This window comes from Paraburkholderia tuberum STM678 (assembly GCF_902833905.1).
Taxonomy (GTDB): Bacteria; Pseudomonadota; Gammaproteobacteria; order Burkholderiales; family Burkholderiaceae; genus Paraburkholderia; species Paraburkholderia tuberum.
The window spans coordinates 1-25,175 of record NZ_CADFGP010000037.1 but is presented as its reverse complement, the minus strand read 5'-3'; the positions used below and the strand labels follow the sequence as shown (position 1 = coordinate 25,175).

Below are 25,175 nucleotides of genomic sequence, written 5' to 3'. Positions count from 1 at the left end.
CTCATCATGCATATCGATTTCGATTTTCTTCTCGACACGACGCGCCAGCTCGTTGCCGCCGTGCCGACCACGCTGAGCCTCTTTTTCACCTCGCTCGTGCTCGGCGGCCTGCTTTCGCTCGTGATCGTCACGATGCGCGTCTCGCCGCACTGGCTGCCTAACCGCTTCGCGCGCGCCTATATTCTCGTGTTCCGCGGCTCGCCGCTGCTGATCCAGATGTTTCTCGTCTACTACGGGCTCGGACAGTTCGGCGTGATCCGCGAAAGCTTCCTGTGGCCCGTGCTGCGCGAGCCCTACGTGTGCGCCGTGCTCTCGCTCGCGCTGTGCACGGCGGGCTACACCGCCGAGATCATCCGCGGCGGCCTGATGGCCGTGCCGGTCGGGCAGATCGAGGCGGGTCATGCAATCGGCCTGTCGGGCTTCGCGCTGCTGCGCCGCGTGATCGGCCCCATCGCGTTGCGGCAGTGCCTGCCCGCCTATTCGACTGAAGCCGTGCTGCTCGTCAAGTCGACGGCGCTCGCAAGCCTTGTCACCGTCTGGGAAGTGACTGGCGTCGCGCAACAGATCATTCAGCAGACCTATCGCACGACGGAGGTGTTCACGTGCGCTGCGCTGATCTATCTATGCCTGAATTTCCTCGTGGTGCGCCTCATCGGCCTCGTCGAGCGGCGCCTCTCGCGCCATCTGCGCGCCGCGCCCACCGTCGTGCGCCGTCCCGTCACGCAACTCGAAACCCGCCGCGTCGCGTCTTGATCGGCCCATCTTTCCGGAGAATCGTATGAACGCAGTCGCACCGGTCGCCCTGTCCGTGAGGAACATCCACAAGTCGTTCGGCGACCATCACGTGCTCAAGGGCATTTCGCTCGACGCCCACGAAGGCGACGTGATTTCGATCCTGGGTGCGAGCGGCTCGGGCAAGAGCACGTTCCTGCGCTGCCTGAACCTACTTGAGATGCCCGACGACGGCACCGTCGCGCTTGCCGGCGAAGCGCTGAAGATGAAGCGCCGCCGTGACGGCAAGCTGCAACCGGGCGACCGCCGCCAGGTGGACCGCGTGCGCTCGCAGCTCGGTATGGTGTTCCAGAACTTCAACCTGTGGTCGCACATGACGGTGCTGCAGAACCTGATCGAAGGCCCGATGCGCGTGCAAAAGCGCAGCCGCGCCGAAGCGGTCGAGGAAGCCGAGGCGCTGCTCGCGAAGGTCGGCCTCGCCGACAAGCGCGGCCACTATCCCGCACATCTTTCGGGCGGCCAGCAGCAGCGCGTGGCAATCGCGCGCGCACTCGCGATGCATCCGAAGGTGATGCTGTTCGACGAGCCAACTTCGGCGCTCGATCCCGAACTCGTGGGCGAAGTACTGCGCGTCATGCGCACGCTTGCCGACGAGGGCCGCACGATGCTCGTCGTCACGCACGAGATGGGCTTCGCGAAACACGTTTCCAATCGCGTGATGTTCCTGGATCAGGGCCAGGTCGATTCGGACGGCACGCCCGCGGAGGTATTCGGCGAACTGAAGTCGGAGCGCTTCCGCCAGTTCGTGTCGAGCCATCAGGACCGCAACGCACATTGATCCATCGTCGGGGTTCATCATGACCGTCATCCGTACCGGAAGCCCGCTGGACTGGCGCGAAGTCTGCGCCGTCGCGGCAGGCGCACCGCTCGAGCTTTCCGCGCAAGCGCGCGAGCGCATTGGCGCCGCGCGCGCGCTCGTTGAGCAGATCATCGCGCGCGGCATGCGCGCCTACGGCGTGAACACGGGGGTCGGCGCGTTGTGCGACGTGGTGGTGTCGCCGGCCGAACAGCACACGCTTTCGCACAACATTTTGATGAGCCACGCGGTGGGCGTCGGCGCGTCGCTCGGCGCGCAGGAGACGCGCGCGATCATGGCCGCAGCCATCAACAATTACGCGCACGGGCATTCGGGCGTGCGCGTCGAACTCGTCGAGCGGCTCGTCGCGCTGCTTCGGGCCGATTGCCTGCCCGAAGTGCCCGCGCTCGGTTCGGTCGGCTATCTGAGCCACATGGCGCATATCGCACTCGTGTGCGTCGGCGCGGGGCACGTGAACTGGCGTGGTGAGCGCATCAGCGGCGCCGAGGCGCTGCGCCGGCTGGGGCTCGAACCCTTGTCGCTCGAAGCGAAAGAAGGCTTGAGCCTCGTGAACGGCACGCCGTGCGTGACCGGGCTCGCGGCGCTCGCGCTGCAACGCGCGCACCGGCTGCTCGACTGGGCTGACGCCGTGGCGGCGATGAGCTTCGAGAATCTCGGCGGGCAGATGGTGGCGTTCGACGCGGGCTCGCTCGCGTATCGCGTCTCACCGGGCCTTGCGCAGGTCGGCGCGCGCATGCGCGCGGCGCTGCTGGGCAGCGGTCTGCTGGCGGCGGCACTCGGACGGCGTACGCAGGATCCACTCAGCATGCGCACGATTCCGCATGTGCACGGTGCGGCGCGCGATGTGCTGGCTGCGACGGCCGAAGTCGTGAACCGCGAACTCGCCTCGACGACTGACAATCCGATCATCGCCGGCACGCCCGAGGAGCCGCGCGTGTTCTCGCAGGCGCACGCCGTCGGCGCGTCGATCGCGCTCGCCATGGACAGCCTCGCGGTTGCGGTCGCGCAGGTGGCCGCGATGGCGGAGCGGCGTCTCGATCGTCTCGTCAATCCGCTCGTGAGCGGGTTGCCCGCGTTTCTCGCGCAAGCGAGCGGCACGCGCTCGGGCTTCATGATCGCGCAATACACGGCGGCGGCGCTGGTCGCGCAGAACCGCCGCGAGGCCGCGCCCGCGAGCCTCGACGGCGGTGTGACGTCCGGCTTGCAGGAAGATCACCTTTGCCACGCCACGCCGGCCGCGCTCAAGGCGCTGGCCGTCATCGACAACAGCGGCCGCATATTTGGCATTGAACTGCTTGCCGCGGTTCAGGCATACGACCTGCAGCCTATCGCGGCCGAGCGCGCGCCGTATACGCAGGCGTTGTATAGCCAGGTTCGCGCTGTCTTGCCGACCTACCGTGACGACCGTCCGCTTGCGGACGACATCACACGCGCATTCCACATGATCATGGATGATGGTCCGCCGCCGTTGCCCGGCCCGCTGACGGTCCGGCCCTCACGGGATTTCTGCATTCCGGCACCAACGGACTGCGTGGCGGGCAGCGCGGCGGCCTCGGCGAACGATGCTTTGCCCGGGGCGGTGGGTACTTGAGGCTGGCGTCGCGCGGCGCCGCGCAAATCGTTCACGGTGCAACCAGGACAGTCATGACTGAGGCGGCGCAGGCGGGTGGAGAGGCGAAGCGGTTGAAGCCGCAGCGCAAGCTTGCGCCAGCATACGAACAGATCAAGCGCTATGTAATCGAGCGCATAGCCGATGGCACCTGGAAGCCTGGAGACGCAATCCCTTCGGAAACCGAGTTGGTCAAGGAGTCCGGAGTCGCACGCATGACCGTTTCGCGCGTGTTGCGCGAGTTGAGCGCACGACGTGTTCTCACGCGGCGGTATCTTTGAGGCCGAGCTTCGCCAGGTTGAATTGGCCTTTGCGAATGCGATGCGTCAACTCAATGCCTGCCAGAGTGATCGCGGCGTTCCTGAAACGGTTAAAGCCGAGCATGACATTCGTCCGCTTGGCAATTCAGATTTTTCTCTGCTTATACTCACTGTCACCTGAACGGCTCACGCCCAGGTCCCACGCTGCACGCCGACAAAAAACCACGACGTCAGTCGACAACACGGCACGCGACTCACTTTTCGCAACCGCAGTTCTTACATATCAGGTGGGACCTCTTATGCTAAATCGTGCTTTTGGTGCAGCGATTTCATCGTTGCTCGTGGCAGGCGCGGCAGTTGCACCGGCCATCGCGCATGCCGACGACAGCTTCGCGCAGGACGACGGCGCGTCGCATGGCCGGCCGGTCAAGGTGATGATCATTTCGATGTTCGGTCCGGAAGGCCAGGTGTGGCTCGATCATCTCGGCCCGTGGCAGGACATCACCGTCGCGGGCCTGTCTCCTGACTACCCTGCCGTACACTGCAATCGCCAGGAGGTCTGCGTGATGACGACGGGCATGGGGCACGCGAATGCCGCCGCGTCGATCATGGCGCTGACGTTCTCGCCGCGTTTCGACTTGCGTCATACGTACTTCATGGTGGCGGGCATCGCTGGTATTGATCCGCTTCAGGGCACCGTCGGTTCCGCTGCGTGGGCGAACTGGCTCGTCGACTTCGGGATTCAATGGGAAATCGACGGACGCGAAATTCCGCCTGGCTGGAATACCGGTTATCTCGGCATCAACACGACGGGCCCGACGCAGAAGCCGCCGCTCGACTATCGCACCGAAGTGTTCCAGCTCAATCCGGCGCTTTCGAACGCGGCATTCGCGCTGTCGCGCAACGTGACGCTGACCGACGACGCACAGGCGCAGGCTGCCCGCGCCAAATACAACTATGCGCCCGCGAACCGTCCGCCGACCGTGATCCAGTGTGACACGCTGGCGGGCGATACCTGGTGGTCGGGCACCGATCTCGGCGAGCGCGCGCGGCAATGGACGAAGATCCTGACCGACGGCAAGGGCACCTATTGCACGACGCAGCAGGAAGACAACGCCACCTTCGAGGCGCTGACGCGCGCGGCGACCGTGCATCGCGTTGACCTGAACCGTGTCGCGGTGCTGCGCGCTGGCTCGGACTTCGACCGGCCGTACGCGGGCCAGTCGAGCGCGGACAATCTGCTCAACTACTCGTCGCAGGGCGGCTTCACGATCGCGATCGACAATCTGTTCCTCACGGGCAATCCGCTCGTGCAGGACATCGTCACGCATTGGGGCGAGTGGCGCGACGGCGTACCGCAGCGGTAGCGCGTTTGCGGCGTGGTGAAGGGTACCGCGTGCCGGTCTGCACAGCGCTCGTGTCCACCGTTGTCGTCAGTTGCTGCGGCGGCCGCTGCGCGGGCGGTGGCGGCTCCGCGCGCGCGGCATGATGCGAACATAAGGCCGCGATGCGCCATGCTCATCGGCGTCCCCAGAACCTGCGCTGCACCTGCATCACTTCTTCCTCGACCTCGGCCACGGGCCCAACCAGTTCAATGCGCTTCTGGCAATGGTCGAAGACATACCGCGACGACACACTCATCGTGGGATTCTCTGCATGATTGCCCGTGGCTTGCAGCAGGCGCTCTTCCGTCATTGCAAAAACCACCCGCCCAATGTTGGCCCAATATGCCGTGCCTGCGCACATACAACATGGCTCAACCGTCGTATAGAGCGTGCAACCCCACAAGAATTGCGGCGTAAAGTTGAGCGCGGCGATACGCGCGAGCACCGCTTCCGCATGATTGACGGAATCGACATTGCCCTGTTCTATTAGAACCGACTCCTGATCGGGCCCGACGAGTATGGCGCCAAACGGGTGACGGCCCAACAGCATCGCACGTTCTGCGATAACGCTTGCATGACGCAGATGGCGGACGATCTGCTCGCGTGTCGGCGCGAGCCCCTGCTCAGGGAACGCCGACGCGTTCTGTTTCGGAGAAGTGACAAGGCTCAAAGTGTGTCTCCTCCACGTTGGCTGGGTTACTTCGGCAACGTGCCCTCGACCCCCTGCACGAACCAGTTGAGCCGCAGCAGCTCGGCGTCGGGCAGCGACGTGCCGGCTGCCACCTTGATCGCGCCATTCTGATCCCTGATCGGTCCGGAGAACGGATCGAATCTGCCCGCGATAATGTCGTCGCGCTTTTGCGCCAGCGCCTTTTGCGCGGCAGGCGATACGGCTGCAGTGTTGATGTCAGCGAGGTCGATTGCTTTTTCCTTGAGACCCCACCACGTCGGCGCGTTGGTCCACGTGCCGGATTGCACCTGTTCGATCAGGTGAGAGTAGTAGACGCCCCAGTAGCTCACGCATGCGCCCAGTTGGGCATTCGGGCCGAACTTCTTCATGTCCGAGTCCCAACCGAACGCGTGCACTTTCCTCTGCTCGGCAGTCTGCATTGTCGCCGTCGAATCGGTGTTCTGGATCAGCACGTCGGCTCCCTGGCCGATCAGCGTTTCGGCCGCCTGTTTCTCCTTGCCTGGATCGAACCAGCTATTGATCCATATGACCTTTACCTTCGCATTCGGATTGATCGAACGCGCACCCATTGTGAAGGCGTTAATGTTGCGCACCACTTCCGGGACCGGCACCGAGGCGACGAAGCCGAGCGTATTCGTCTTCGTCGTATAGCCGGCGACGAGCCCAGCCAGATAGGCGCTCTGGTACGTGCGCACGTCATAGGTCGCAAAGTTCGTGGCCTTCTTGTATCCGGTCGCATGCTCGAAGACGACGTCGGGATAATCCTTTGCAGTCTTCAGTTCGAAGTCCTGGAATCCGAAGCTCGAGCCCACGATAATCTTGTTGCCCTTGTTCGCGAGGTCGCGAAACACGCGCTCCGAGTCAGCGGATTCGGGTACGTTCTCGACGCGCGTGACCTTGATCTTGTCACCGAACCTCGCCTCGATCGCCTTCACACCCTGTTCGTGTGCGTAGGTCCAGCCAGCGTCACCGGGGTTGCCGAGGTAGACGAACGCGACGCCCATCGGCACCGCGGCGGTGGCAGTGGGGCTCAACGCGACATAGATGCCAAGCGCGGCTAAAAGCGTAACCGCAGGGCGCAGTGAGCGCACCACCGCGCGAGCGAAGTTTGTTCTCATGGAGTCTCCGAAGATAGGGAACGGGAAGGAGACGACGCCAGTCGTCCAGCCGACTGGCTGCGTCGCGTCAGCGATGATGGTGAGTCAATATCAAGGCCGAAATATCGATTCGTTATGTGTCGTATAACGGAATGGATATGAAGCCATTGGGAAATTGGCCTGCGGATCGCGGAGTTCGAATAGGAGACCGCGATCGTCGTGTGGGCCAGCGACAGGCCGCGCTCGGATATCATTGTCGGATGATGAGATCGGGGGGCAACACTTTAACCGATTCACCTTCACTATTTGCACCAGAACCGTCGCCTGTATCGCCAGCAAGAGCCAGCACTTCCGTCCACGATTGTGCCGACTTTGACACGGGCCCCTGAGCATAGATCAATGCCGAGGCGAGAGCGGCACGTACGCGCATTTCGGTGTCTGAGTCCACCGAGGCAGGGGGCAGTTCTTCAAGCGCATCGATGGCCTGCTCGGCACGCGTGCAGCATTCGTGAATCAGGCCCGCATCGAGCAGCGCCTCTGTGAGACCTGCCGCGAGCTCGACTCCAATCCGCGTATCGCCATGCTGTGAGAACGCCCAATCGAAAGCGCTGCGTGCATCATCCAGCGACTGCCGGAAATCGATTTCCAGGTCCAATTGTTCAGCGAGACTGTCAGCCAGACACGGTCGCAAGCAATGGGAGACATAGCGTGCATGGCGCGCCGCGATCAGCCTCTGCTCGCCTTGCGCATGCAGCTTCTCCAGCGCATAGGCACGTGCCGAATCGGAAAGGCGATACCTGCTTACCGGCCCCTCCAGCTCAATGTTGACGAGCGATTTCGCCACCAGATCGCCGATGCCGCCGATCGCGTCCGCCACAGCGTATTTCTCGTCGCACACCACCGCGCACATCGCATCGAACGTAAAGCCGCCGCTGAATACCGCGAGGCGCCTGAACAGTAACTGATGGCATGGATTCAGGATGAAGAAACTCCAGTCGAACGTCGCACGTAAGGTTTGATGGCGTGGCAGAGCGGTCCGGTAGCCGCCCGTCAGCAAACTGAAACGGTCGTGCAGATAGCGATGAACACCCCCAATGCCGAGGCCAGCGACGCGCGCCGCTGCCAGCTCGATCGCCAAAGGAATGCCGTCCAGCCGGCGGCAGATCTCGCCGATGAGATGAATTTCCTCGCAGCCGGCGTATGCATACCGTTGGATTGAATTGACGCGCAGCAAAAACAACTTTACCGCTGAAAACTGGACGATCTCCGCATGGGTTGAATGCGAAGGCGGCACGTCGAGCGGCTCGACCCGGTACACCGTCTCTTGCATCAGGCGAAGCGGTTCACGACTCGTTACCATCACACGCAGAATTTTGCTTGCCGCTACGAGTGCGTCGACGATCCGCGCGACCGCGTCGATCACATGCTCGGCGTTATCCAGCACGAGGAGCAGACGTTTGCCGGAAACCGCCGCAGCCAGTTGCGCAATGTCGACTGCAGCATCGAGCGTGGACAGCCCGCATGCTTCGGCGACCTCGCATAGGACCGCATCTTCGGTTGTTGCCGTGGCAAGGTCGACAAAACACACAGCGCGGGAAGAATCGTTCGATGCCTGCCGTGCTACCTCTATCGCCAGGCTCGTCTTCCCAATACCGCCGGCTCCAGTCAGCGTCAATACCTGCGTAGTCTGGAGCAACATGCTGATCTGCCGAACGGCCGCGTCGCGGCCTGTGAGCCGGGTTTCGCGTAGCGGCAGGCTACGTCTGAAGGCTCGGGACTCGACCGCAGGAGCCGGGCTCTCAACGGGTCGTCGTCGCAACTGATACCCGCGACCAGGGATCGTGACAATCAGGTTGCGATCCTCACCAAGTATTTTGCGTAACGCGGACAGATGGACCTGGATATTGTTTTCTTCGACGACGGTTTTCGGCCAGACACTATCCAACAATTCGTCTTTCGTAACGAGTCGTCCAGCGGCCGACACGAGCACGGCAAGAATATCGAAGGCGCGAGATCCGACAGGTACGAGCGTGCCGCTTTGGTGCAGCGTCCGCATCTCCAAATCGATCTGAAACCGGCCCAGGTCGATCATGCTGGTGCCGTAAGTCGCGGGTCGCTCGGTAACCGTCATGTTTGTGCTCGCATTGATCGAGGTGAGTTGCGCGCCGGCTTTATGCCGATGTCAGTCGCATTCCGGCTAAGCAGAGTTAGTTGCCCGCCTGGTCTGCGCAAGCCTGAACGTCGCGGCGTATGTCTCCAGAAACAGCCTGTTTGATTTATTAAATCTCCGTGACATTGGAGAAAGTTTTGTCTCACCAGACTCGACAGCGCGCCTGCGCCCTCCGGCGGCTGCATTCCCTCGCGAAGGAATTGAGGATTCTGACGGGCCGAGTCTGCCAGCTTTACTTTTGTTCACAAACCGGTCTATAAACAAAATTCTTTTGAAAAGAAATCAAGAATGAATATCACCCTCGACGAATTGGCGACTTTCATGGCCGTGGTCGATACCGGCTCGATGACGGCAACTGCCCAACATCTCGACCTGACAGTGTCGGCGGCCAGCCGGACGCTGGGGCGCCTCGAGGAAAAGCTGAAAACGACCTTGATGCGCCGGACCACGCGCAGGATGGAGCTGACCGAGGAAGGGCGCGCGTTCCTTCAACACGCGCGCGCCATCATCGATTCCGTGGAAAGCGCGGAGGAACAGATGGTCGCGCGGCGGGAAAACCCGTCGGGGCTCCTGCGGATCAATGCAGCGTCGCCTTTCATGCTGCACGTGATCGCACCGCTTGTGCAAGGCTACCGCGTGCGCTATCCGCACGTTCACCTGGAGCTGAACACGAACGACGGCATCATCGATCTACTCGAGAGCCGCACCGATGTCGCTATTCGAATTGGCCGGCTCAAGGATTCGACGCTGCATAGCCGGCTTGTTGGCAGTAGCCGCATGCGTGTTCTTGCGAGTCCCGACTATCTTGAGGCGCACGGACATCCGCGCGAGGTCGCTGACCTTGGCAAGCACGTACTGCTGGGCTTTACACAACCGGAGTCGCTCAATGTCTGGCCGTTGCTCGGTGCCGACGGTGAGCCGTACCGTATCGAGCCGGTGGCAAGTTCATCGAGCGGCGAGACGCTTCGTCAACTGGCGCTCGAAGGCGTGGGCGTTGTCTGCCTGTCGGATTTCATGACCGACCGGGACCGCGAAACAGGGCGTCTCGTGCAGATCCTCGCCCGTCAGACCAAGGACGTCCGTCAGCCAATCCATGCTGTCTATTACCGCAATACAGCCGTTTCTTCGCGAATAGCGTCGTTCATCGATTATCTGATGGGCGAGATTGGAGGCAACGGGGCGACTCAGCATCAGACTGCGTGGGCGCGTCAAGCTTAGCCCGGATCGACTACAGCGGATTCAACCGGTCGATGCAACACAATGAACGTCGCATGAGCGGCGGGAGTGTTGCAAATGAAACAGAGGCGCCGGATCTATTACAGCGAAAGCCAGAAGGCGTTGATGTGGGAACGCTGGCGTAGTGTTCGTCGTTGGTCCAGTGCAGAGTGCCGGACCGGTATCAGACATGGTTGCTTCTGTTCGCGGCCTCATACTTCGGTCTCATAAAGCAGACCGTAGCTTCCGCTCGTTCGCTTTATTCGCGCGAAGCCGAGTTCCCCCAAATGCATACCGGCGATCAAAAGTCCCTCCGAGCTGACCAGGTCCAGAAGCCGTGAACGTGTGGTGGCTGCCAGGGCAGGGTCTTGATCGAATGCAATCGATACGTCTGGCCGTTTAATCTGGATGTGAGGAAAATGAACAATATCTCCCCAAACAAGCAGGCCCTGATCATGGGATTCGAGAAGATATCCGGAGTGTCCATCTGTGTGTCCCGGTAGCGGCATCGCTCTGATACCGGGCAGCACTTCGCCCTCGTCGAAAGTACGGAGCTTGTCGCGGTAGCCGTCGAACACTTGACGGGCTATCAGGAAGTTACCGCGGGCACGCTCGCTGGCACGACTTAGATTTCCGTCATCCTGCCAAAATTCGACCTCTCGCTGATGAGCAACAAGTTCCGCATTCGGAAAGGTAACTTGTCCGGCTGTGTCCACGTCCTCCGACATTGAGCTACCTCGATGCCACCGAGCAGGATGCGTGCGCACCGGAAATTCTTGAACCCGAGCATGGAGCGGGTACGCCGTTTAATCGCGCGGGGGTCCTGTTCGATGATATTGTTCAAGTACTTCGTCTGCCGGATCTTGATGGGCGTTTCGCGCTCGGCGTTGATGGCTTGCAACGCAGCCATATTGGCGCCGCTTTTGTCGATCGTCACAGTCTCGGGTTCGCCATTCAGGGCCATCGACTTTTCGAAATACCGCCGCGCCGCAGTCTTATCCCGATGGGCCCGTAACAGAAAGTCGATGGTGTTGCCGGCCTTGTTGACGGCGCGATACAGGTATTCTCGACACGTCGGCGTTCAACACGCTGGTGAAGACCGCCTCAGAAGTCCTGCGCCGCCATGAGCAGCAACTGCGTGCGCAACTCCATAAAGAAGTGCGGGTGGCGAGCGCGGACGGTAACGACGAACTCGACATCACGCTGGACATCGTTGCGGACGACATCGAACCGTACGCGCTGCTGACCGCGCTCGACACCTTCGGCGAGCAGTCGGCGCAAGTGCAGGTCGCGCCCAGCTTCAGCTCAGCAAGGCGAGCGCCGTGGCCTGGGTCGAAAACGAATTTCGCCGCCCGGGCTAGAGGCGGGGCAGGCCGGCTGACCAGGCTGATTCAAAAATTACTAACGCCTGTCAATATTCTTTCATATTAACTTCATAGAATCCTCGCGTCATAGCGGCGCGAGCGTGAACCAATTGGTTTGGGGCTGACTGCGTGCCGGCTGTGCATTCACCCACGCTACCCGAACCCTGGATCACGACAACATGGCAGAGCCGTTCGACATTTCCCGCCGCAAGGCCCTGAAACTACTTGCCGGTGCGCCGATGCTGCCGCTAGGCGGCATCGCCACGGCGTCGATGCTGACCGCTTGCGGCGGCGATCTGGCGACTCCGTCGGCCAATTCCACCACGCCTACTACGCCTGCCACCCCGGTCGCGAACTTCACTTCGGCGTCTTTCACCAGCATGCCGGCGCCGTCGCTCGCCAATCCGTCGCTGATGGCAACCACCACGGTCGGCTCAGGCCTGACGGTTTCGTATTCCGACGGCTCCCAAAAGGCTTACAAACTCGCGTACCAGCCGTTCTTCATGACCGGCGATCTGGTCCCGGACGGCAACGGCGGCACCGTGCTGGCAGGCGGGTACTTCGACATCAACAACCAGCCGATCGACGACGATTCGGTGCCCGCGCAACGGCGCCAGTTCTTTTCGGACTCGCCGGACGGTACGTCGCTGCTGAAGATCGATGGCGCGAAGGTCGCCGGCGTAAAGGGCAACACGGTGTTCGCCGTGGTCCAGTTCGAATACACGACGCGCTCGCAGTCCGGCAGTGACATGTATGGCCGCCTCCCGTCGCCGATCGCGGTGCTGACGCTGGATCAGGATCCGGCCACCGGCAAGTTGACGCTCGTCAAGTATCACAACGTCGACACGTCGCCCGCGAATGGACTGTGGATTACCTGCGGCGCGAGCCTGTCGCCGTGGAACACGCATCTGTCGAGCGAGGAATACGAGCCGGATGCGTTCACGGCCAGTTCGAGCAATCTGGCGCAGTACAAGGCGTTCAACGATAACCTGTACGGCAACGCGAACATTGCTTTCAACCCGTATCTCTATGGTCATCTGCCGGAAATCACGGTCAAGGCGGATGGCACCGGCTCGGTCAGAAAACACTATTGCCTCGGGCGCATTTCGCACGAACTGGTGCAGGTGATGCCGGACAACCGCACGGTCCTGATGGGCGACGACGCGACCAACAGCGGCCTCTTCATGTTCGTGGCGGACAACGAGAAGGACCTGTCGGCCGGCACGTTGTATGTGGCGAAAGTGGGCGCGGGCTTCTCGGTCGATCCGGCCGCGGCGGGCGCGGACCTGACGTGGATCAAACTGGGTCACGCGACGAGCGCGGAAGTCGAGGCCATGGCTAAGTCGAATCGGCCGCAGGACGTCATCGACGTCAAGTGGACCGATCCTGCCGACGCTAACTACCGGAAGATCTTCGCCGGCGGCACTGCGCAGTGGGTCAGGATCATGCCGGGCAAGGAGAAGGTTGCGGCTTTCCTCGAAACCCATCGCTACGCTTACCTGGCGGGCGGCAGCATGGGCTTCACGAAGATGGAAGGGACGACGGTCAACATCAAGGACAAGATCGCGTACTCCGCTTTGCAGAACATCGTCGACTCGATGGTGAAGGGCAACGCGAAGGGCTGGAACCCGGAGAGCAACATTTCCGTCGACGCCGCGATCAACGCCGGCGGCGTGCTTCAGCACAAGCTCGCGGGCGGCCAGAAGGATAACCAGGGTGCCGCGATCAACAGCGAGTGGGTGCCGGTGCACACCAGCGCGCTGCTGGTCGGCAAGGACATCGCCGCCGACGCGCTCGGCAACAAGGCCGACCCGGAGTTGGTCGCCAACCCGGACAACCTGAAATTCTCGGAGAAGCTGCGCACGCTCTTTATCGGCGAGGACAGCGGCTACCACGTGAACAATTTCCTTTGGGCGTACAACGTCGACACGAAGCAGCTCACGCGTCTGCTGTCGACACCCGCCGGCGCCGAATCGACCGGTCTGCATGCGGTCGACGAACTCAACGGCTGGACCTACATCATGAGCAACTTCCAGCATGCCGGCGACTGGGGCAGCCAGCATACGCAGGCGCTCAGGGACACGCTCGATCCGCTTGTGCGCGCGAATTACAGGGATCGCTTCGGCGCGTCGGTCGGCTATCTGACAGCAGACCCGACATCGATCAAGCTGGTGTGACGGCAAGGCTCGCAGAGATCCTCGCAAGTCTCATTGTGGGGAAATTGATGGCGCGTTGATCCGATACGAAAAGCACGGTTCGCGAGCGGTTCATCGCCCGCTCTCTGGAGGGGGTTTTTTATTGAAGCCGGGAGGCAAAGTTGTGTGTTCGCAAGACACTCTTCGAACTGTGACATAGACCTGCATTCAGGCAACTGCGTGGTGATAGTCAGCGACTACGGGGCGGATTGCGGTCGGCTGGCTATACCGTCACCCCCTTCATGCTCCCGGCCTTTCAGCAGGGTAAGGCGCTCCGGAGAAAACCGGTTATGAAATCGCTGGAAGCGAAGAAGGCGCGGCGGCCCGTACCGTGCAATACCGCGGGCGGCGATCTGCGGTGGGTGGTCGCGCAGCATCGGCGCGATGCACATGCGGAGCGCCCGGGGCACGCCCGGGGCACGCCCGGCGCCGCTTGAAACCGGCATTCGTCGTCGCGTCGTTACCGCTCGCGTTGCTGTTCGCCTACAGCTTTGTCCGCTTCATGCTCGAACTGGCTTTCCCGACCGCAGCGACACGCCACTGACCGGTCAGGCAAGGCCTACCATTCAATGCGGTGCTTTTCCACCGTCTCCCGATGGCGCTCTTCGTCGGGCGTGTGCAGGTAGATGTTGGTGCTCGTCAGGGACGCGTGGCGCAGGTTGTCGCGCACGGTACGCAGATCGGCGCCGCCGTCGGCCATGTGCGAACCCGCGGTGTGGCGCAACCAGAGTGCGGAGGCCTGTTCGAGCAGGTCCGCCTGTGCCGCGAAGCCGTCGCCACGCAGGCGGAGCCGTTCGGCCGCGCCGGCAAAGATCGCCTTCACGATCGTATGCAGCGCGGAGCGGGGAAGTGGCTGCATGGATTTGCCCAGCGGCAGCACGAGCGGGGTGTCCTCATGTCTTGACGGCAGGGCGGACAGGCCGCGCTCACGCCGGTAGCGCCCAAGTTCCATCATCATTTCCGCCGAGGAGGGCACCAGCCCCTCCTTGTCGCCCTTGCCCAGCACGTCGAGCCACCAGCGCTCGTGGCCGTCGGCATCGCGCCGGCAGAAGAAACTGCCCATCGTGTTGCCGCCGACCTCCGAGATACGCAGGCCGCCAAGATAGAACAGCGTGAACAGCCACCGTGCGCGCAGGTAGCGCTCCCGCTCGCGCGGGGTGTCCTTCGGCAAGCTGTCGATATGGAGCTTCACTTCGTGCCACAGTTCGTGGTCGAGATAGCGCGTGATGCGTGGCTTTGAGCGACGGATGCGCTGCCGGGACAGCGACAGCGGGTTGCCAGCCAGATAGCCGGCTTCGACGAGCCACGCGAACAGCGCGTTGATGATCACCATCGCCTGGTACTGGCTACTCGGCCGGAGCGTCCTGTAGAACCGCCGCCAGCGCGGATCATGGCGCGGGTATTTGCGCCCGCCGTCGGCGACCCAGCGCGCGTGCGGCAACGGGTCTTTCAGGAATTGCCGGAAGAGTTGCAGGTCTTCGTGCGTGAGCGACGACAGCGGCTTGCCCAGTTGCACGATCGCCCATAGCAGCAGCCGTTCGGCTTCCTTGCGGTAATTCTCGAAGGTGGTCTTTTTGTCGGCGACCCGCGCGAGCCATGCGCGGACCGCATTCAGGTCGTCGTGGGCGGCGATCTGTGAATGCCCGCGCGCCCGGTTGCTGCCATCGCGGCCGTCGAGGTCGGCAGACAGTTCAAGCGCATGGAGGGGCGTCCTGCCCGACGAAACCCGCCTCTCGGTTGAAATCGACCGCCTGAAAGGCGAATTCCCGAAGACCCGCGAGCTGTACCGCGAAGTCTGCGCGCTCCTGTTCTTCCGCTTCGGGATCACGCCGACCGCGAACCGGCTTTACCAGTTGGTCAAGCGCGGCAGCATGAGCACGCCGACCCAGGTACTCGGTGAATTCTGGGCCGAACTGCGCGAAAGGAGCCGGGTGCGCATCGAACACCCCGACCTGCCCGCCGATCTGGGGCCGGCTGCCGGCGAACTGGTCGCGGCGCTCTGGACCCGCGCAACCGCCTCTGCCGAAGCCGCGCTCGACGCGCTGCGCGACGAGGTCGAGGCGCAACGCGTTGAGGCGCGACGGTCGGTCGTTGCTGCCCGCGACGAACTGGGTCGCGTCGAGACCGCGCTCGAACAGCGCACGGCGGCGCTCCTTGCCACGCAGGTCCAGGTGCGCGAACTGGAAAAGGCGCAGGCCGAGGGCCACGCGGCGCGGCAGGCGTGCGAGGCCGAGGTCGTCCGGCTCAAGGCCGAGGCGCTCGTGCGCGACCGTGAACTGGACAAGGTGCGAAGGTTTCTCGCGGGATCTCGAGAAGCTGCGCGAGAGCGCGGAACGCGCCGAAGAGCGCCTGCGAGCGTCGGAAAAGCGCGCGCTGCTGGAGATCGACCGCGAGCGGGGTGCGGCCGCGAAGCTGCAGAAGGACCTCGATGCCGCGGTGAAGCGGGCCGACAGTCGCGGGGCGGACCATCACCGGGCGGTCGAGGCGCTGCAGGCGCAGCTCGGGGACGTGCGTCACCAGGCGGGCGTGCTGCAGGGACGGCTCGGTGCCGTGCTGGCCACGAACGTCACGCTGCAGCAACAACCGGCGGCACTGCGGCAGGCGGATACTCGCGACGCCCGCCCAGCCCGCGCGAAGTCCGCCTCCACCCCGGCGCGCCCGGTGGCGACACGCCCTTCACGCGCGCCGCGCGTCACGCCCGCGCCAGCCAGCAAGACCGTAGTGCACCGCAAGCGGGGAAAGAGGGATGGAAAATAGAACCCCGCCCGCGCAAGAGACGGAAGGCCCCGGTCTGTCCGCCGATCGGCGCGCTGATGCGCTATGGCGAGCGGACCGTGCGCATGATCATCGAGTCGGTGCACGAAGACGGCAGCACCTTCCGCAGCACGGTGAAGTGGGCTAATCTGGCCGCTCTTCACGATCAGCTCTTCTGAGCGGGATGAACATGCAGCAGCCCACCATTCAGCAGCTCGACATTTTCGCCGACAGCCGTGATGTCATGTTGCGTAACGACGTGCTGGAGCCGCTGCAGCGGCGCGATGCGGTGGCGGCGCGAACGGCACTGGAGCTGCTCGCCGGCGAATATCCGGACGATGGCGCGCTCCCAGCGATGAGCGTGCTGGTTCGTGAGCTGGAACGCGGATCGCCCACGCCCTTTTCTGATCACGAGACGCTGGCCAGCGCACGCCGGCATCTCGAGGACGAGGTCGTACTTGCCGCCCGGCGGGTGCTGCCCGCGCAGAATGTTCAGTCGTGGCTCACGCCGTGCTGGCGAGCGCTTGCTCAGCGGGCTGAATCGCTACCGTTTCGTACCGCCGACGCAGACAGTCACGCCGTGCCGCTGTGGCTTCTGGCGGGCGACGGGGCGGCTGCGATTGAAGCAGTCGAAGCCATCGAGTCCTGGTCGCGCATCCCGGCACCGCTTGCGTGGATGACCGAGGCACGCTACCGGGCGGCTGGCCTGGATGCGGCGTGGCCGCTGCTCGCGCAGTTGGCGTGGCTGGCGCCGGCGAGGTTCGTGGCGTTGTTGCCCACCTTGGGTGATGCTTCGCTGGACGCGCTGCGCCGGCGCTTCGATGCCGAATTCCCTGGCACCGGCGAGGTCGACGACTATTCCTGGTTTCCGGCATGGCTGCTGTTGGTGAAGCCGGCGCTCGCCGGCAGGTTAGGTGAGGCGCGCGTACAGCGTGACCAGGCGGCATCGCGCGCGACGGCCCTGCTCGGGGAGATCCGGCGCCGGGAGCACGAAGGCGACCAGCATGAACTCATCGGGCTGCGCCAGGAGCTCAGCCGGCTGCATGCGGGCCTGTTCGACACCTACATGGCGACACGGAAAGTGCAGCACCGTTGATCGGTGAGCGAGGCCGCGAATGGTCACATCGGGCAGTCGTCCTGCAATCATTCGCGAGATGCGACTCGGGGGCGGACGGTTCGCCCGGGCGAGGAGACGGCCGCGCGGCCGAACAGGTATCCGTAATTGTCTCCGCACTGCGGAGACAATTCGGACGCTCGCCGGCGCAAGCCCCGGTGACGGGTTTGAAGACAGATTGGGCCGTCCGCGGGCAGTTTTAACGCGGCGGTAGCCGCACACCTGAGCATGAAAGTATGAACGACCTTACGCCTTCCTCCTTGCTTGACGAAGTCCGACAGCTGATCGATTCGGCGCGCGAACGGGCCGCCGTTGCGATCAATGCAGAACTGACACTGCTGTACTGGCAGGTGGGGCATCGTATTGAGGCAGAGGTATTGCGGGGCGCCCGCGCGGAGTACGGGCAACAGGTGATCGGATCGTTGGCGCGTCAGCTTACCGCCGAATACGGGCGCGGCTGGAGCGACAAGCAGTTGCGCCACTGCATGCGTCTTGCGGAGGTTTTTGCCGACGAAGCGATGGTCTCCGCAGTGCGGAGAGAATTGAGCTGGACGCACCTGAAGACGCTGATCTACATCGACGACCCGGTGAAGCGTGATTTTTATATTGAACTTGCCCGTGTCGAACGCTGGTCCACGCGGCAGTTGCAGGAGCGCATCGACTCAATGCTTTTTGAGCGCAGTGCAATCTCGCGGAAACCCGAAGACGCAATCCGGCGGGATCTCGCGATGCTGAGGGACGGACGACGTGTGCCTCCCGACGCGTTGCTGAAGGACCCGTATGTGCTGGATTTTCTTGGTCTCAACGATCACTACCTCGAAAAGGATCTGGAGGATGCGATCCTGCGAGAGATGGAGCAGTTCCTTCTCGAACTTGGTGCTGGTTTCACGTTTGTGGCTCGTCAGAAACGCTTGCTGATTGATCACGACGATTTTTACATTGATCTTCTCTTTTACAACCGCAAGCTTCGAAGGCTTGTTGCAATCGAACTCAAGCTGGGCGCGTTCAAGGCCGAATACAAGAGTCAGATGGAGCTTTATTTGCGCTGGCTCGCGAAACATGAACAGGAGCCAGACGAGGAACCGCCGCTCGGCATTATCCTGTGTGCAGGCAAGAAGCAGGAGCAGATCGAGCTGCTCGAACTCGATAAAAGCGGTATCCATGTCGCAGAGTATCTGACTGTGCTGCCGCCACGAGAGCAGTTACAGGCGAAATTGCACCAGTCAATTGAAGCCGCAAGATCACGGCTCCAGGACAAGCGGCGCGAATGATTCGATCGCCAGGATCCGGCGACTGACCGTTTGTCGCGCGCGGCCGCCTTGCTCCAGCCGGTTGAAGGTGCGCCGGACGCAGTCCGGTCCGGATACTCGGGTCCGTCGACGCTCGTGCGCACGAGCGCCCATTCGCCTTCGGTGAAAGCATGCGATGCATTGAGCGTCGCTGCGCCGTTGCCGCCACGCACCTTCACACCTGAGAACGGATTGCGAGCACGTAGCGTTGCTCGATCAGCCAGCGGAACGGCGCGCCGGCGATCGACAGCGCGTGCGCAACCGAACGGTCCGAGAGATTGCCGTCGAACGGCCGCCAGTCAGGCGACGTACGCGGCCGTACCGGACCCACCCAGCGTGCACGCGGCGAGGGATGCCGCAGGAACGCCCGGTAGGCGATTGCGTCTTCGGTCGTCAGCGACGACAGCGCGCGGCCCCGCTCGACGATCGCCCACAGGATCAGGCGCTCGGCCTCCTTGCGGTAGGTGCGCCGCGTGGCGGGCGACTCCTGCAGCGCGAGCCAGGTCTGCACGGCCTCATAGTCATTGGACGCGTCCAGCGGACAGGTCGCGACGAGCGCGCGGAACGTACCGCTGGTGCCATCGACCTCGTGAGGCAGCCGCAGGGTTTCCCACGGCACGATGTCACCACGCTGGCTTGCCACCACCAGCGCGCGGGCCTTTTCGGTGAGGGCGGGCCATGCGGCGAAGAACTGCTCGATCGCGCGCACACTCGCCGCGCCGAGACCGGGGACCGCTTTCCACCATTGGCGTCGTCGCGGCATCCGCACGGTCGGCCAGCGTCGTGATGCCTTGGGCGCGCAGCACGCGCACGGCGCGAGGGGAGAATGACAAATGGCAAACACCATGAGGAAGAATACCGATGTCGGAGCGAGGGGCGGAGCTTCTCGTAGTAGTGTTGAAGCCTTTGTAATGAAGGTGGATAGCGCCTATGCGAGCCAGAACGCGCTGATCCACAGCAAGGCACCCAGGGCGCGCGACTTCACCAATCAGCGCACCCGCCGTGCGGGCGGCGAAGTCGACGAGGTGCAGCGCGGCAAGAACCGCAACAAGTCGAAGATTCGCGCCCGGGTGGAACATGTCTTCGCGGTCGTGAAGCGACTGTGTGTGGGGATTTACCAAGGTTCGCTATCGCGGGCTGGCAAAGAACGCTAATCGGGCGTTCGTCGCGCTCGCACTGGCGAACGTCTATCTTTCGCGTAGGCAACTGATGGCATCGGTACGCCCATAGTGGGCGAACGGCGGGCAAAGTGGCCGCCAGCAGGCCCGGGAGGGCCGAAAAGCATGCGCTCAAGCTCGACTTCATGACTTGACAACGTTCAAATTGCTGACGCGTCGCCGATTCCGCGGCTTGTTCAGCGAATGAAAGGGACTTCCCCCGTCCCGAGGCTACGGTGGAAGCCGCGAATTGGTATCACAGTGCCATGATGGAGTCTCGAACCTTCATCAACACCAACAAGAGGGGAAGTCCATGCCTGTTGTCACCGTGGGAATCGATCTGGCCAAGAACGTGTTTGCGATTCACGGAGTGGACGAGTCCGGCAAGGTTGTGCTGGTTAGGCCGCGCGTCATGCGGGACCAACTCATCTTGCTCATCGCCCAGCTGCCGCCTTGCCTCATCGGCATGGAAGCCTGTTCCGGCGCCCATCACTGGGCCCGCCTGTTCCAGCAATATGGCCACACCGTGAAGCTGATGGCGCCGAAGCTCGTGGCACCGTACCGTATGTCGGGCAAGCGCGGCAAGAACGACGCGGCGGACGCAGCGGCGATCTGTGAGGCTCTGCCTGCATCGAACGCGGCAGGGCTTTGTCGAGGAACGGACCGCAATCTACAACCGGATACGTGGCCTGCTTTCTGAATTTGGCGTGGTGCTGCCGCAAAGCCCGGAGCGTCTGCGAAGAGAGATCACAGTCCATCTCGATTCTTTACCCAGTTGGGCCAATCGCTGTATCAGCGATCTGCTTGAGCACGCAGGCAACATCGAGGCCCGGCTTGCCGAATACGACCGCGCGATTCGCCAAATTGCGCGCGATGACGAACGTAGCCGGCGGCTCATGCAGTTGCGCGGTATCGGCCCGACCACGGCGAGCGCACTGCTTGCGAGCCTCGGTGCCGGACATGACTTCAAAAATGGTCGCCAGGTAGGCGCGTGGCTCGGATTGACGCCGGGGCAGCATAGCAGCGGCGGCAAGCAGCGGCTTGGCAGCATCACGCATCACGAAGGCGGGCGACGCCTACCTGCGCTGCCTGCTGGTGAACGGTGCGCGCGCCGTCATCGCGAATCTCGGCGAGAAGCAGGACCGCTTCAGCCGTTGGGTGAGAAGCCTCGTTGAGCGGCGCGGATATTGGCGCGCGGCCGTGGCGATCGCAGCCAAGAATGCGCGAATGGCGTGGGCGGTCCTCAAGTACGGCGACGACTTCAAGCACGAGCCAGCCGCCGCGTGAGCTCCACGGATGTGTTCATCAACCGCATACGAATAAGAAGCAACGGTACCATGAGCGAATAAACGATCACTTTGCACTGCCAGCGGTGATGTGAAGCGGGTTGGACCTGCGCGAGGCATACCTGATAAGGCTACAGGGATTTCATTCCCGGTCAGCGAACGAGGCCCTTGCGCGCGTCTTTCATCAGGGTCCGGGCCGTCAGCCCAACATGACCGGTTGTAGTACCGCAGTCCTTCACCTTCTCACACGACGTCGGCAAGGCAACATTGCGACAACAGAAAACCACATTTGTGCTTGCGCTCAATGGGGAAGCCCTTGTAGTAGCCTTAAGCATTCCCTCTTCGCTTCCCGCCTTACGCGCGACATTTCGGCGCGCTCGGATGACGCGGCCTGTGGCGCAACGGCCCTCGAATGGAGCCTTGTCGTTGAGAGTTGAAAAGCGGATGAGGCACTACGCGGGCAGACGAATGAAAGCTCTCCGCAATAGACTGTACTTCCCAATCCTGATCTTTGCGACGGCAATGCCGCACCAATCCATGCCCCCATTCTTTGATCGCTGTGTGCGTCTCGTTGTCGGCGCAACGCTCTCTGTTTCACTTGCCGCCTGCCACCATGAAGAGCCGTGGAAGCTCACGGACGTCCAGGGGCATTTGCCCGATCTGGATTTCGCGTTGACCTCCGACGCCGGCAAGCAGATTAGCCAGGCGAACCTGGCAGGTGATGTCACACTCGTCTACTTCGGCTACACGCATTGCCCGGACGTATGCCCGGAGACGCTGGCCAAACTGGCCCAAGTGACGCATCAACTGGGCGGCGCCGCACAGCATGTGAAGGTCCTGTTCGTGAGTGTCGACCCGGCGCGGGACACGCCCGCAGTGATGCATGCGTATGTCGATGCGTTTGACGCAAAGCACGACGTCGGCCTGACCGGTTCCGACAGCGCGATCAAGGCGCTCGCGCAACGCTATCGCGTCGCGTACCAGGCTGACAAGCCCCGCGCGAACGGTGGATACGAGGTAACCCATAGCTCGGCGATCTACATATTCGATGCGAAAGGGCACGCACGCCTGATCGGTGCGGACGACGATCCGGTCGACGCATTTGTGCACGATCTGCGTCAATTGGCCGACGAGACCTGACGACAGGCGCCCGCGACGGTGCTGAAGAGGCCGCGAACGAGCCCGCGCACCCACGGTGTTTTCAACAGATAGAGTCGAACGTACGTCGGAGATTCCGGCCAGATTCGCCCGGGGGAGCGCTTGTTGTCGCCGCCCGAAGTTCCACGCATACCACCGCGTTCAGCTGGTCAATAACCGGCTACGACCAGAATCCCTATGCACGCTCAACGCAAGGTTTCCTGGCATACAAGTGTGTGGCGCCAGTAGCATCGTGGATCACGCCACCGCTTGAGCAGGCTGGACCTCGACCGTGACATGGGACAACCCCTTAAAGCGCTGGAGCACCGCATGATGCCATCTTCGAAGATGGAAACGGCAAACACACCGGACGGAGCGAAGATCTTCTGCGCCTCGTCTTCGTAACCATGCCCGTGATGGTCGCCGAGCAGCCACGCGCTCGCCAGGTTGACCAACAGGCCCACCGGGACGCGCCAGGCACGCGATCATTGCGATTGGCCCGTGCCGCGTTGGCGTCCGGTCACCAGGAAGAAGCAAGCATACGTTTTCCTGACATGATCGGCTGCTTCTGGCCGGACACAGCATCGTGTGAGAAGAATATGCGCCGCGTGCTTCAGATGCTGCGAGCGACGCTACGCGAATCCGCCGGCCAACAAGTGACGTTCGCGAACGTCACTTTCAGTCGTTTTGTCCGCACCGGGCAGTCTCGGCCTGCTGCCACACGGAGCCCATTTATAACGTGACGCAGGATACGGCCCACCTCACTGCCCCGTTACTCAGCGTACCGTATGGACGCCCGCTCGCGTTTAAGTTCGTGTGCGTCACGCTGGCGGTGCTGCTGGGCGGCTACAACCGGATGATCCACTTGCCGCGCTCGCAGGCCGCGACGGCAGATGGCGGTCCCGCTTACCCTGACGCGCAACGCGGCTTCGACCGTCTGCTGGCCGTCGAAGCCGTCGCCATGCTGGCGGTACTGGCGGCCGCCGGCGTGCTTGGCCACACGGCGCCCTCGGGCGAGTAGGCCTGGTTACGTTAGAGCCATCGCTCGCATCACCCGGGTATCCGAACCCCGACAGTCCGTCGCTTCGACGAACGTGGATCAGGCTCACTAATGATCGAGAGCCGGCAGTTCGCGCCAATGAACGCCCGTAGTGTGAATCCGCGCCTTTCCGGCCAGCATCAATGGTCTATTCTTGATGCCAGTAGCCGTTGAAGGCGAGGTGACGGCGCGAGGCGTGTAAAGGCGCAAGGAGGCTAACGTGAGCTACAAACTCGACGGCAGTATTCTGGAAGTGTGTAATTGCAACGTACTTTGCCCTTGCTGCATAGGTGAGGACGCCGACAATGGCAGCTGTTGCGCCGCGATCGCCCACCACTTCGACAAGGGCTCGATCGATGACATTGAGGTCTCTGGATTGACGGTGGCCTGTGCCACCTTCATTCCTGGCAATATCCTGCAGGGCAACTGGCAGGTAGCCGTGTACATCGATGACCGGGCCACCGATGTCCAGTTTGAGGCGCTCTCCAGCGTCTACCGGGGCGAGCGCGGCGGCCCGCTGGCCGACTTCGCCCATATGTACGGAAAAATCGTCTCGATCGAGCGCGCGCCCATTATCTTCGACCTTCAGGGCGGTAAAGGCAAACTCGATATTGGCGCGGACATTCATGCGGAACTCGAGCCGTACTGGAGTCCGAGCGGCGCCCCCGCGGTGCTTCTCGGTAATTCCATCTCGACGACACCATGCTCCCCGGCGATCATCAGCAAAGCGAGCGCTTACCGGATGAAAAACCCTCTGCTCAAGGTCGACCTCAACCTGACGGGTCATAACGCCACCCAAGGCCATTTCAACTTCCAGGCCTGACTCTCCTCCAACGGCCACCGAGCCTCGCGATGAAGTCCGCTTCAAGTCCGCTTCGCGCTCAAGGCTTTTTCCGCCATTGCTAGCCGGGCCGGTGCTTTCGGCCTGGCTGGCACTGTGGGGATTGGATGAAGGACCGTATTCACGCTATCTGAACCATACCGGTTGAATCCGCCAACCCGTCGCGGCCGTTCGACCTGGCTCCGATCGAAGGGCTACCTTGAAGGTGCAGCCGCCATCGCTCGGTTGGGGATAGCTAATCGCCCAATTCGACCCTTCGTACATAGCCTTTTCGTCGCGCCCGGGTCCCGGCCACGTTAATGTGTCGAGAACCATTGGTCGACTTCGATATCCCGATGGCCCCTGGCAGGAGACGGGCAACCGTGGCATTTCCGTGCATGCGGCGGTGCGTCATCTCTTGGCGACGTGACTTTTTGGAATGCAAAAATGCAGGCATCCGAGTTGACCGACGACCAGGTCGCGGAACGGGTAGAGATGTTCCGGCAGATGGGCGATCCGACCCGCCTGAAAATAATTGCAGCATGCCTTCGCGTGCCGATGTGCGTTTCCTGCATCGCGGCAAAATATGGCTTGGCGCAAACGCTCGTCAGCCATCACCTGCGGCTTTTGCAGCCCGGGTGCTGCGCGCCGATCGGTGCGGAAAACAGATTTTCTGTGTAGCAACTGACGACCACGTAAAGCGTGTCATCAGCGACGTGGCTGAACACGAGTGTGAGCATCCGCCATCCGAATTTGATGAGCCACCGAAGGAGGAATGACGCGTTTTGCAACTGACCTGCAAGGCAAGCCCCGATGTTTTCCGGCTATCGAACCCACCGCGCCGGTTAATTAAAGCATAGACGCGTTGACTTCATCGGGGGTATGGCATCATCTAGGGAAACGCTGATTAATGAACTGTCGGATCGGCTTGCAGATCAAGACGCGTCAAATTTTCTGGATAACGAATCGAATCGACGCTCATTT

19 protein-coding genes and 8 pseudogenes are annotated in these 25,175 nt (G+C 62.3%); 19 read left to right on the top strand and 8 right to left on the bottom strand.

Going from position 1 to position 25,175, the window contains the following annotated elements:
- The first annotated feature begins 6 nt into the window (after positions 1-6).
- The 4 genes and pseudogenes from HWY30_RS27375 to HWY30_RS27360 all read left to right on the top strand — a co-directional run.
- Positions 7-753, top strand: coding sequence for an ABC transporter permease (locus tag HWY30_RS27375; RefSeq protein ID WP_090811160.1), 747 nt, complete (start codon positions 7-9; stop codon positions 751-753).
- 25 nt (positions 754-778) lie between these two features.
- Complete coding sequence (locus HWY30_RS27370; protein WP_090811163.1) at positions 779-1,570, top strand: ABC transporter ATP-binding protein; 792 nt, start codon at positions 779-781, stop codon at positions 1,568-1,570.
- Positions 1,571-1,589: 19 nt separating this feature from the next.
- Entirely contained in the window at positions 1,590-3,200 is a 1,611-nt protein-coding gene (locus tag HWY30_RS27365; protein WP_090811165.1) for an HAL/PAL/TAL family ammonia-lyase, read from the top strand.
- Between the two features lie 53 nt (positions 3,201-3,253).
- A pseudogene (locus HWY30_RS27360) lies at positions 3,254-3,487 on the top strand (GntR family transcriptional regulator); the annotation flags it as partial.
- Here the strand turns inward: HWY30_RS27360 and HWY30_RS27355 are convergent.
- Positions 3,480-3,623, bottom strand: a pseudogene (locus HWY30_RS27355) (IS6 family transposase); the annotation flags it as partial. The pseudogenes HWY30_RS27360 and HWY30_RS27355 overlap by 8 nt on opposite strands.
- A 154-nt stretch (positions 3,624-3,777) precedes the next feature.
- Between HWY30_RS27355 and HWY30_RS27350 the strand changes: the two are divergent.
- Entirely contained in the window at positions 3,778-4,845 is a 1,068-nt protein-coding gene (locus HWY30_RS27350; protein WP_090811167.1) for a purine-nucleoside phosphorylase, read from the top strand.
- A 151-nt stretch (positions 4,846-4,996) separates the two neighbouring features.
- Here the strand turns inward: HWY30_RS27350 and HWY30_RS27345 are convergent, their stop codons facing one another.
- From HWY30_RS27345 to HWY30_RS27335, 3 genes are all read right to left on the bottom strand, one after another.
- On the bottom strand, positions 4,997-5,533 hold the full coding sequence (locus HWY30_RS27345; protein ID WP_090811169.1) for a nucleoside deaminase: 537 nt from the start codon (positions 5,531-5,533) through the stop codon (positions 4,997-4,999).
- Positions 5,534-5,559: 26 nt separating this feature from the next.
- The gene (locus HWY30_RS27340; RefSeq protein ID WP_090811171.1) at positions 5,560-6,672 is read right to left on the bottom strand and encodes a BMP family ABC transporter substrate-binding protein; all 1,113 of its coding nucleotides are present in this window, start codon (positions 6,670-6,672) and stop codon (positions 5,560-5,562) included.
- Positions 6,673-6,901: 229 nt separating this feature from the next.
- Positions 6,902-8,782 (bottom strand): ATP-binding protein, encoded by a 1,881-nt coding sequence (locus HWY30_RS27335; RefSeq protein ID WP_244145029.1) that lies wholly within the window; start codon positions 8,780-8,782, stop codon positions 6,902-6,904.
- 327 nt (positions 8,783-9,109) lie between these two features.
- Here HWY30_RS27335 and HWY30_RS27330 point away from each other — a divergent pair, with 327 nt between their 5' ends.
- On the top strand, positions 9,110-10,039 hold the full coding sequence (locus HWY30_RS27330) for a LysR family transcriptional regulator (RefSeq protein ID WP_090811173.1): 930 nt from the start codon (positions 9,110-9,112) through the stop codon (positions 10,037-10,039).
- Between the two features lie 209 nt (positions 10,040-10,248).
- On the opposite strand, the pseudogene HWY30_RS27325 reads toward HWY30_RS27330, so the two are convergent.
- Positions 10,249-10,752 (bottom strand): annotated as a pseudogene (locus tag HWY30_RS27325) (MBL fold metallo-hydrolase); the annotation flags it as partial.
- Positions 10,662-11,102, bottom strand: a pseudogene (locus HWY30_RS27320) (IS6 family transposase); the annotation flags it as partial. The pseudogenes HWY30_RS27320 and HWY30_RS27325, both read right to left, overlap by 91 nt.
- Here HWY30_RS27320 and HWY30_RS27315 point away from each other — a divergent pair.
- Both HWY30_RS27315 and HWY30_RS27310 read left to right on the top strand, forming a co-directional pair.
- Positions 11,096-11,397, top strand: a pseudogene (locus HWY30_RS27315) (hypothetical protein); the annotation flags it as partial. The pseudogenes HWY30_RS27320 and HWY30_RS27315 sit on opposite strands and share 7 nt — an antisense overlap.
- Positions 11,398-11,579: 182 nt before the next feature.
- Positions 11,580-13,577, top strand: a complete 1,998-nt coding sequence (locus tag HWY30_RS27310; RefSeq protein ID WP_090811175.1) for a PhoX family protein — start codon at positions 11,580-11,582, stop codon at positions 13,575-13,577.
- Between the two features lie 577 nt (positions 13,578-14,154).
- Here HWY30_RS27310 and HWY30_RS27305 read toward each other — a convergent pair.
- Positions 14,155-15,339 carry a tyrosine-type recombinase/integrase gene (locus HWY30_RS27305; RefSeq protein ID WP_090811891.1) on the bottom strand — a complete coding sequence of 395 codons (1,185 nt, stop codon included), beginning with the start codon at positions 15,337-15,339 and terminating at the stop codon, positions 14,155-14,157.
- On the opposite strand from HWY30_RS27305, the pseudogene HWY30_RS27300 reads away from it, so the two are divergent.
- From HWY30_RS27300 to HWY30_RS27285, 3 genes and pseudogenes are all read left to right on the top strand, one after another.
- Positions 15,308-16,352, top strand: a pseudogene (locus HWY30_RS27300) (DNA-binding protein). The gene HWY30_RS27305 and the pseudogene HWY30_RS27300 sit on opposite strands and share 32 nt — an antisense overlap.
- A gap of 187 nt (positions 16,353-16,539) precedes the next feature.
- Positions 16,540-17,445, top strand: coding sequence for a hypothetical protein (locus HWY30_RS27290; RefSeq protein WP_244145028.1), 906 nt, complete (start codon positions 16,540-16,542; stop codon positions 17,443-17,445).
- Positions 17,446-17,699: 254 nt separating this feature from the next.
- Positions 17,700-18,734 (top strand): PDDEXK nuclease domain-containing protein, encoded by a 1,035-nt coding sequence (locus HWY30_RS27285; RefSeq protein ID WP_090811182.1) that lies wholly within the window; start codon positions 17,700-17,702, stop codon positions 18,732-18,734.
- 26 nt (positions 18,735-18,760) lie between these two features.
- On the opposite strand, the pseudogene HWY30_RS27280 reads toward HWY30_RS27285, so the two are convergent.
- Positions 18,761-19,576: pseudogene (locus HWY30_RS27280) on the bottom strand (phage integrase family protein); the annotation flags it as partial.
- Between the two features lie 216 nt (positions 19,577-19,792).
- On the opposite strand from HWY30_RS27280, the pseudogene HWY30_RS41875 reads away from it, so the two are divergent.
- From HWY30_RS41875 to HWY30_RS27250, 8 genes and pseudogenes are all read left to right on the top strand, one after another.
- Positions 19,793-19,982: pseudogene (locus tag HWY30_RS41875) on the top strand (transposase); the annotation flags it as partial.
- 240 nt (positions 19,983-20,222) lie between these two features.
- Positions 20,223-20,609, top strand: coding sequence for an IS110 family transposase (locus HWY30_RS43065; RefSeq protein ID WP_425199408.1), 387 nt, complete (start codon positions 20,223-20,225; stop codon positions 20,607-20,609).
- Positions 20,524-21,084 carry an IS110 family RNA-guided transposase gene (locus HWY30_RS43060; protein WP_425199407.1) on the top strand — a complete coding sequence of 187 codons (561 nt, stop codon included), beginning with the start codon at positions 20,524-20,526 and terminating at the stop codon, positions 21,082-21,084. Before HWY30_RS43065 ends, HWY30_RS43060 begins: the two co-directional genes overlap by 86 nt.
- Positions 21,005-21,196, top strand: a complete 192-nt coding sequence (locus tag HWY30_RS43055; protein WP_425199406.1) for a hypothetical protein — start codon at positions 21,005-21,007, stop codon at positions 21,194-21,196. The genes HWY30_RS43060 and HWY30_RS43055 overlap by 80 nt, the downstream gene beginning before the upstream one ends.
- Positions 21,197-21,732: 536 nt before the next feature.
- Positions 21,733-22,335, top strand: a complete 603-nt coding sequence (locus HWY30_RS27265) for an SCO family protein (protein ID WP_090811184.1) — start codon at positions 21,733-21,735, stop codon at positions 22,333-22,335.
- 736 nt (positions 22,336-23,071) lie between these two features.
- A complete protein-coding gene (locus HWY30_RS27260; RefSeq protein ID WP_167368795.1) occupies positions 23,072-23,353 on the top strand; it encodes a CopD family protein in 282 nt (93 codons plus the stop codon).
- A 238-nt stretch (positions 23,354-23,591) separates the two neighbouring features.
- A complete protein-coding gene (locus HWY30_RS27255) occupies positions 23,592-24,194 on the top strand; it encodes a DUF1326 domain-containing protein (RefSeq protein WP_090811189.1) in 603 nt (200 codons plus the stop codon).
- Between the two features lie 444 nt (positions 24,195-24,638).
- Complete coding sequence (locus tag HWY30_RS27250) at positions 24,639-24,872, top strand: ArsR family transcriptional regulator (RefSeq protein WP_244145027.1); 234 nt, start codon at positions 24,639-24,641, stop codon at positions 24,870-24,872.
- The last annotated feature ends 303 nt before the right edge of the window (positions 24,873-25,175 follow it).

Bases quoted from the DNA above. Each gene is read 5' to 3' on its own strand.
- HWY30_RS27290 (WP_244145028.1), top strand. From the start codon at position 16,540: ATGCAGCAGCCCACCATTCAGCAGCTCGACATTTTCGCCGACAGCCGT.
- HWY30_RS27365 (WP_090811165.1), top strand. From the start codon at position 1,590: ATGACCGTCATCCGTACCGGAAGCCCGCTGGACTGGCGCGAAGTCTGC.
- HWY30_RS27250 (WP_244145027.1), top strand. From the start codon at position 24,639: ATGCAGGCATCCGAGTTGACCGACGACCAGGTCGCGGAACGGGTAGAG.
- HWY30_RS27375 (WP_090811160.1), top strand. From the start codon at position 7: ATGCATATCGATTTCGATTTTCTTCTCGACACGACGCGCCAGCTCGTT.
- HWY30_RS27310 (WP_090811175.1), top strand. From the start codon at position 11,580: ATGGCAGAGCCGTTCGACATTTCCCGCCGCAAGGCCCTGAAACTACTT.
- HWY30_RS27340 (WP_090811171.1), bottom strand. From the start codon at position 6,672: ATGAGAACAAACTTCGCTCGCGCGGTGGTGCGCTCACTGCGCCCTGCG.
- HWY30_RS27285 (WP_090811182.1), top strand. From the start codon at position 17,700: ATGAACGACCTTACGCCTTCCTCCTTGCTTGACGAAGTCCGACAGCTG.
- HWY30_RS27330 (WP_090811173.1), top strand. From the start codon at position 9,110: ATGAATATCACCCTCGACGAATTGGCGACTTTCATGGCCGTGGTCGAT.
- HWY30_RS43065 (WP_425199408.1), top strand. From the start codon at position 20,223: ATGCCTGTTGTCACCGTGGGAATCGATCTGGCCAAGAACGTGTTTGCG.
- HWY30_RS27370 (WP_090811163.1), top strand. From the start codon at position 779: ATGAACGCAGTCGCACCGGTCGCCCTGTCCGTGAGGAACATCCACAAG.
- HWY30_RS27265 (WP_090811184.1), top strand. From the start codon at position 21,733: ATGCCCCCATTCTTTGATCGCTGTGTGCGTCTCGTTGTCGGCGCAACG.
- HWY30_RS27335 (WP_244145029.1), bottom strand. From the start codon at position 8,782: ATGACGGTTACCGAGCGACCCGCGACTTACGGCACCAGCATGATCGAC.
- HWY30_RS27350 (WP_090811167.1), top strand. From the start codon at position 3,778: ATGCTAAATCGTGCTTTTGGTGCAGCGATTTCATCGTTGCTCGTGGCA.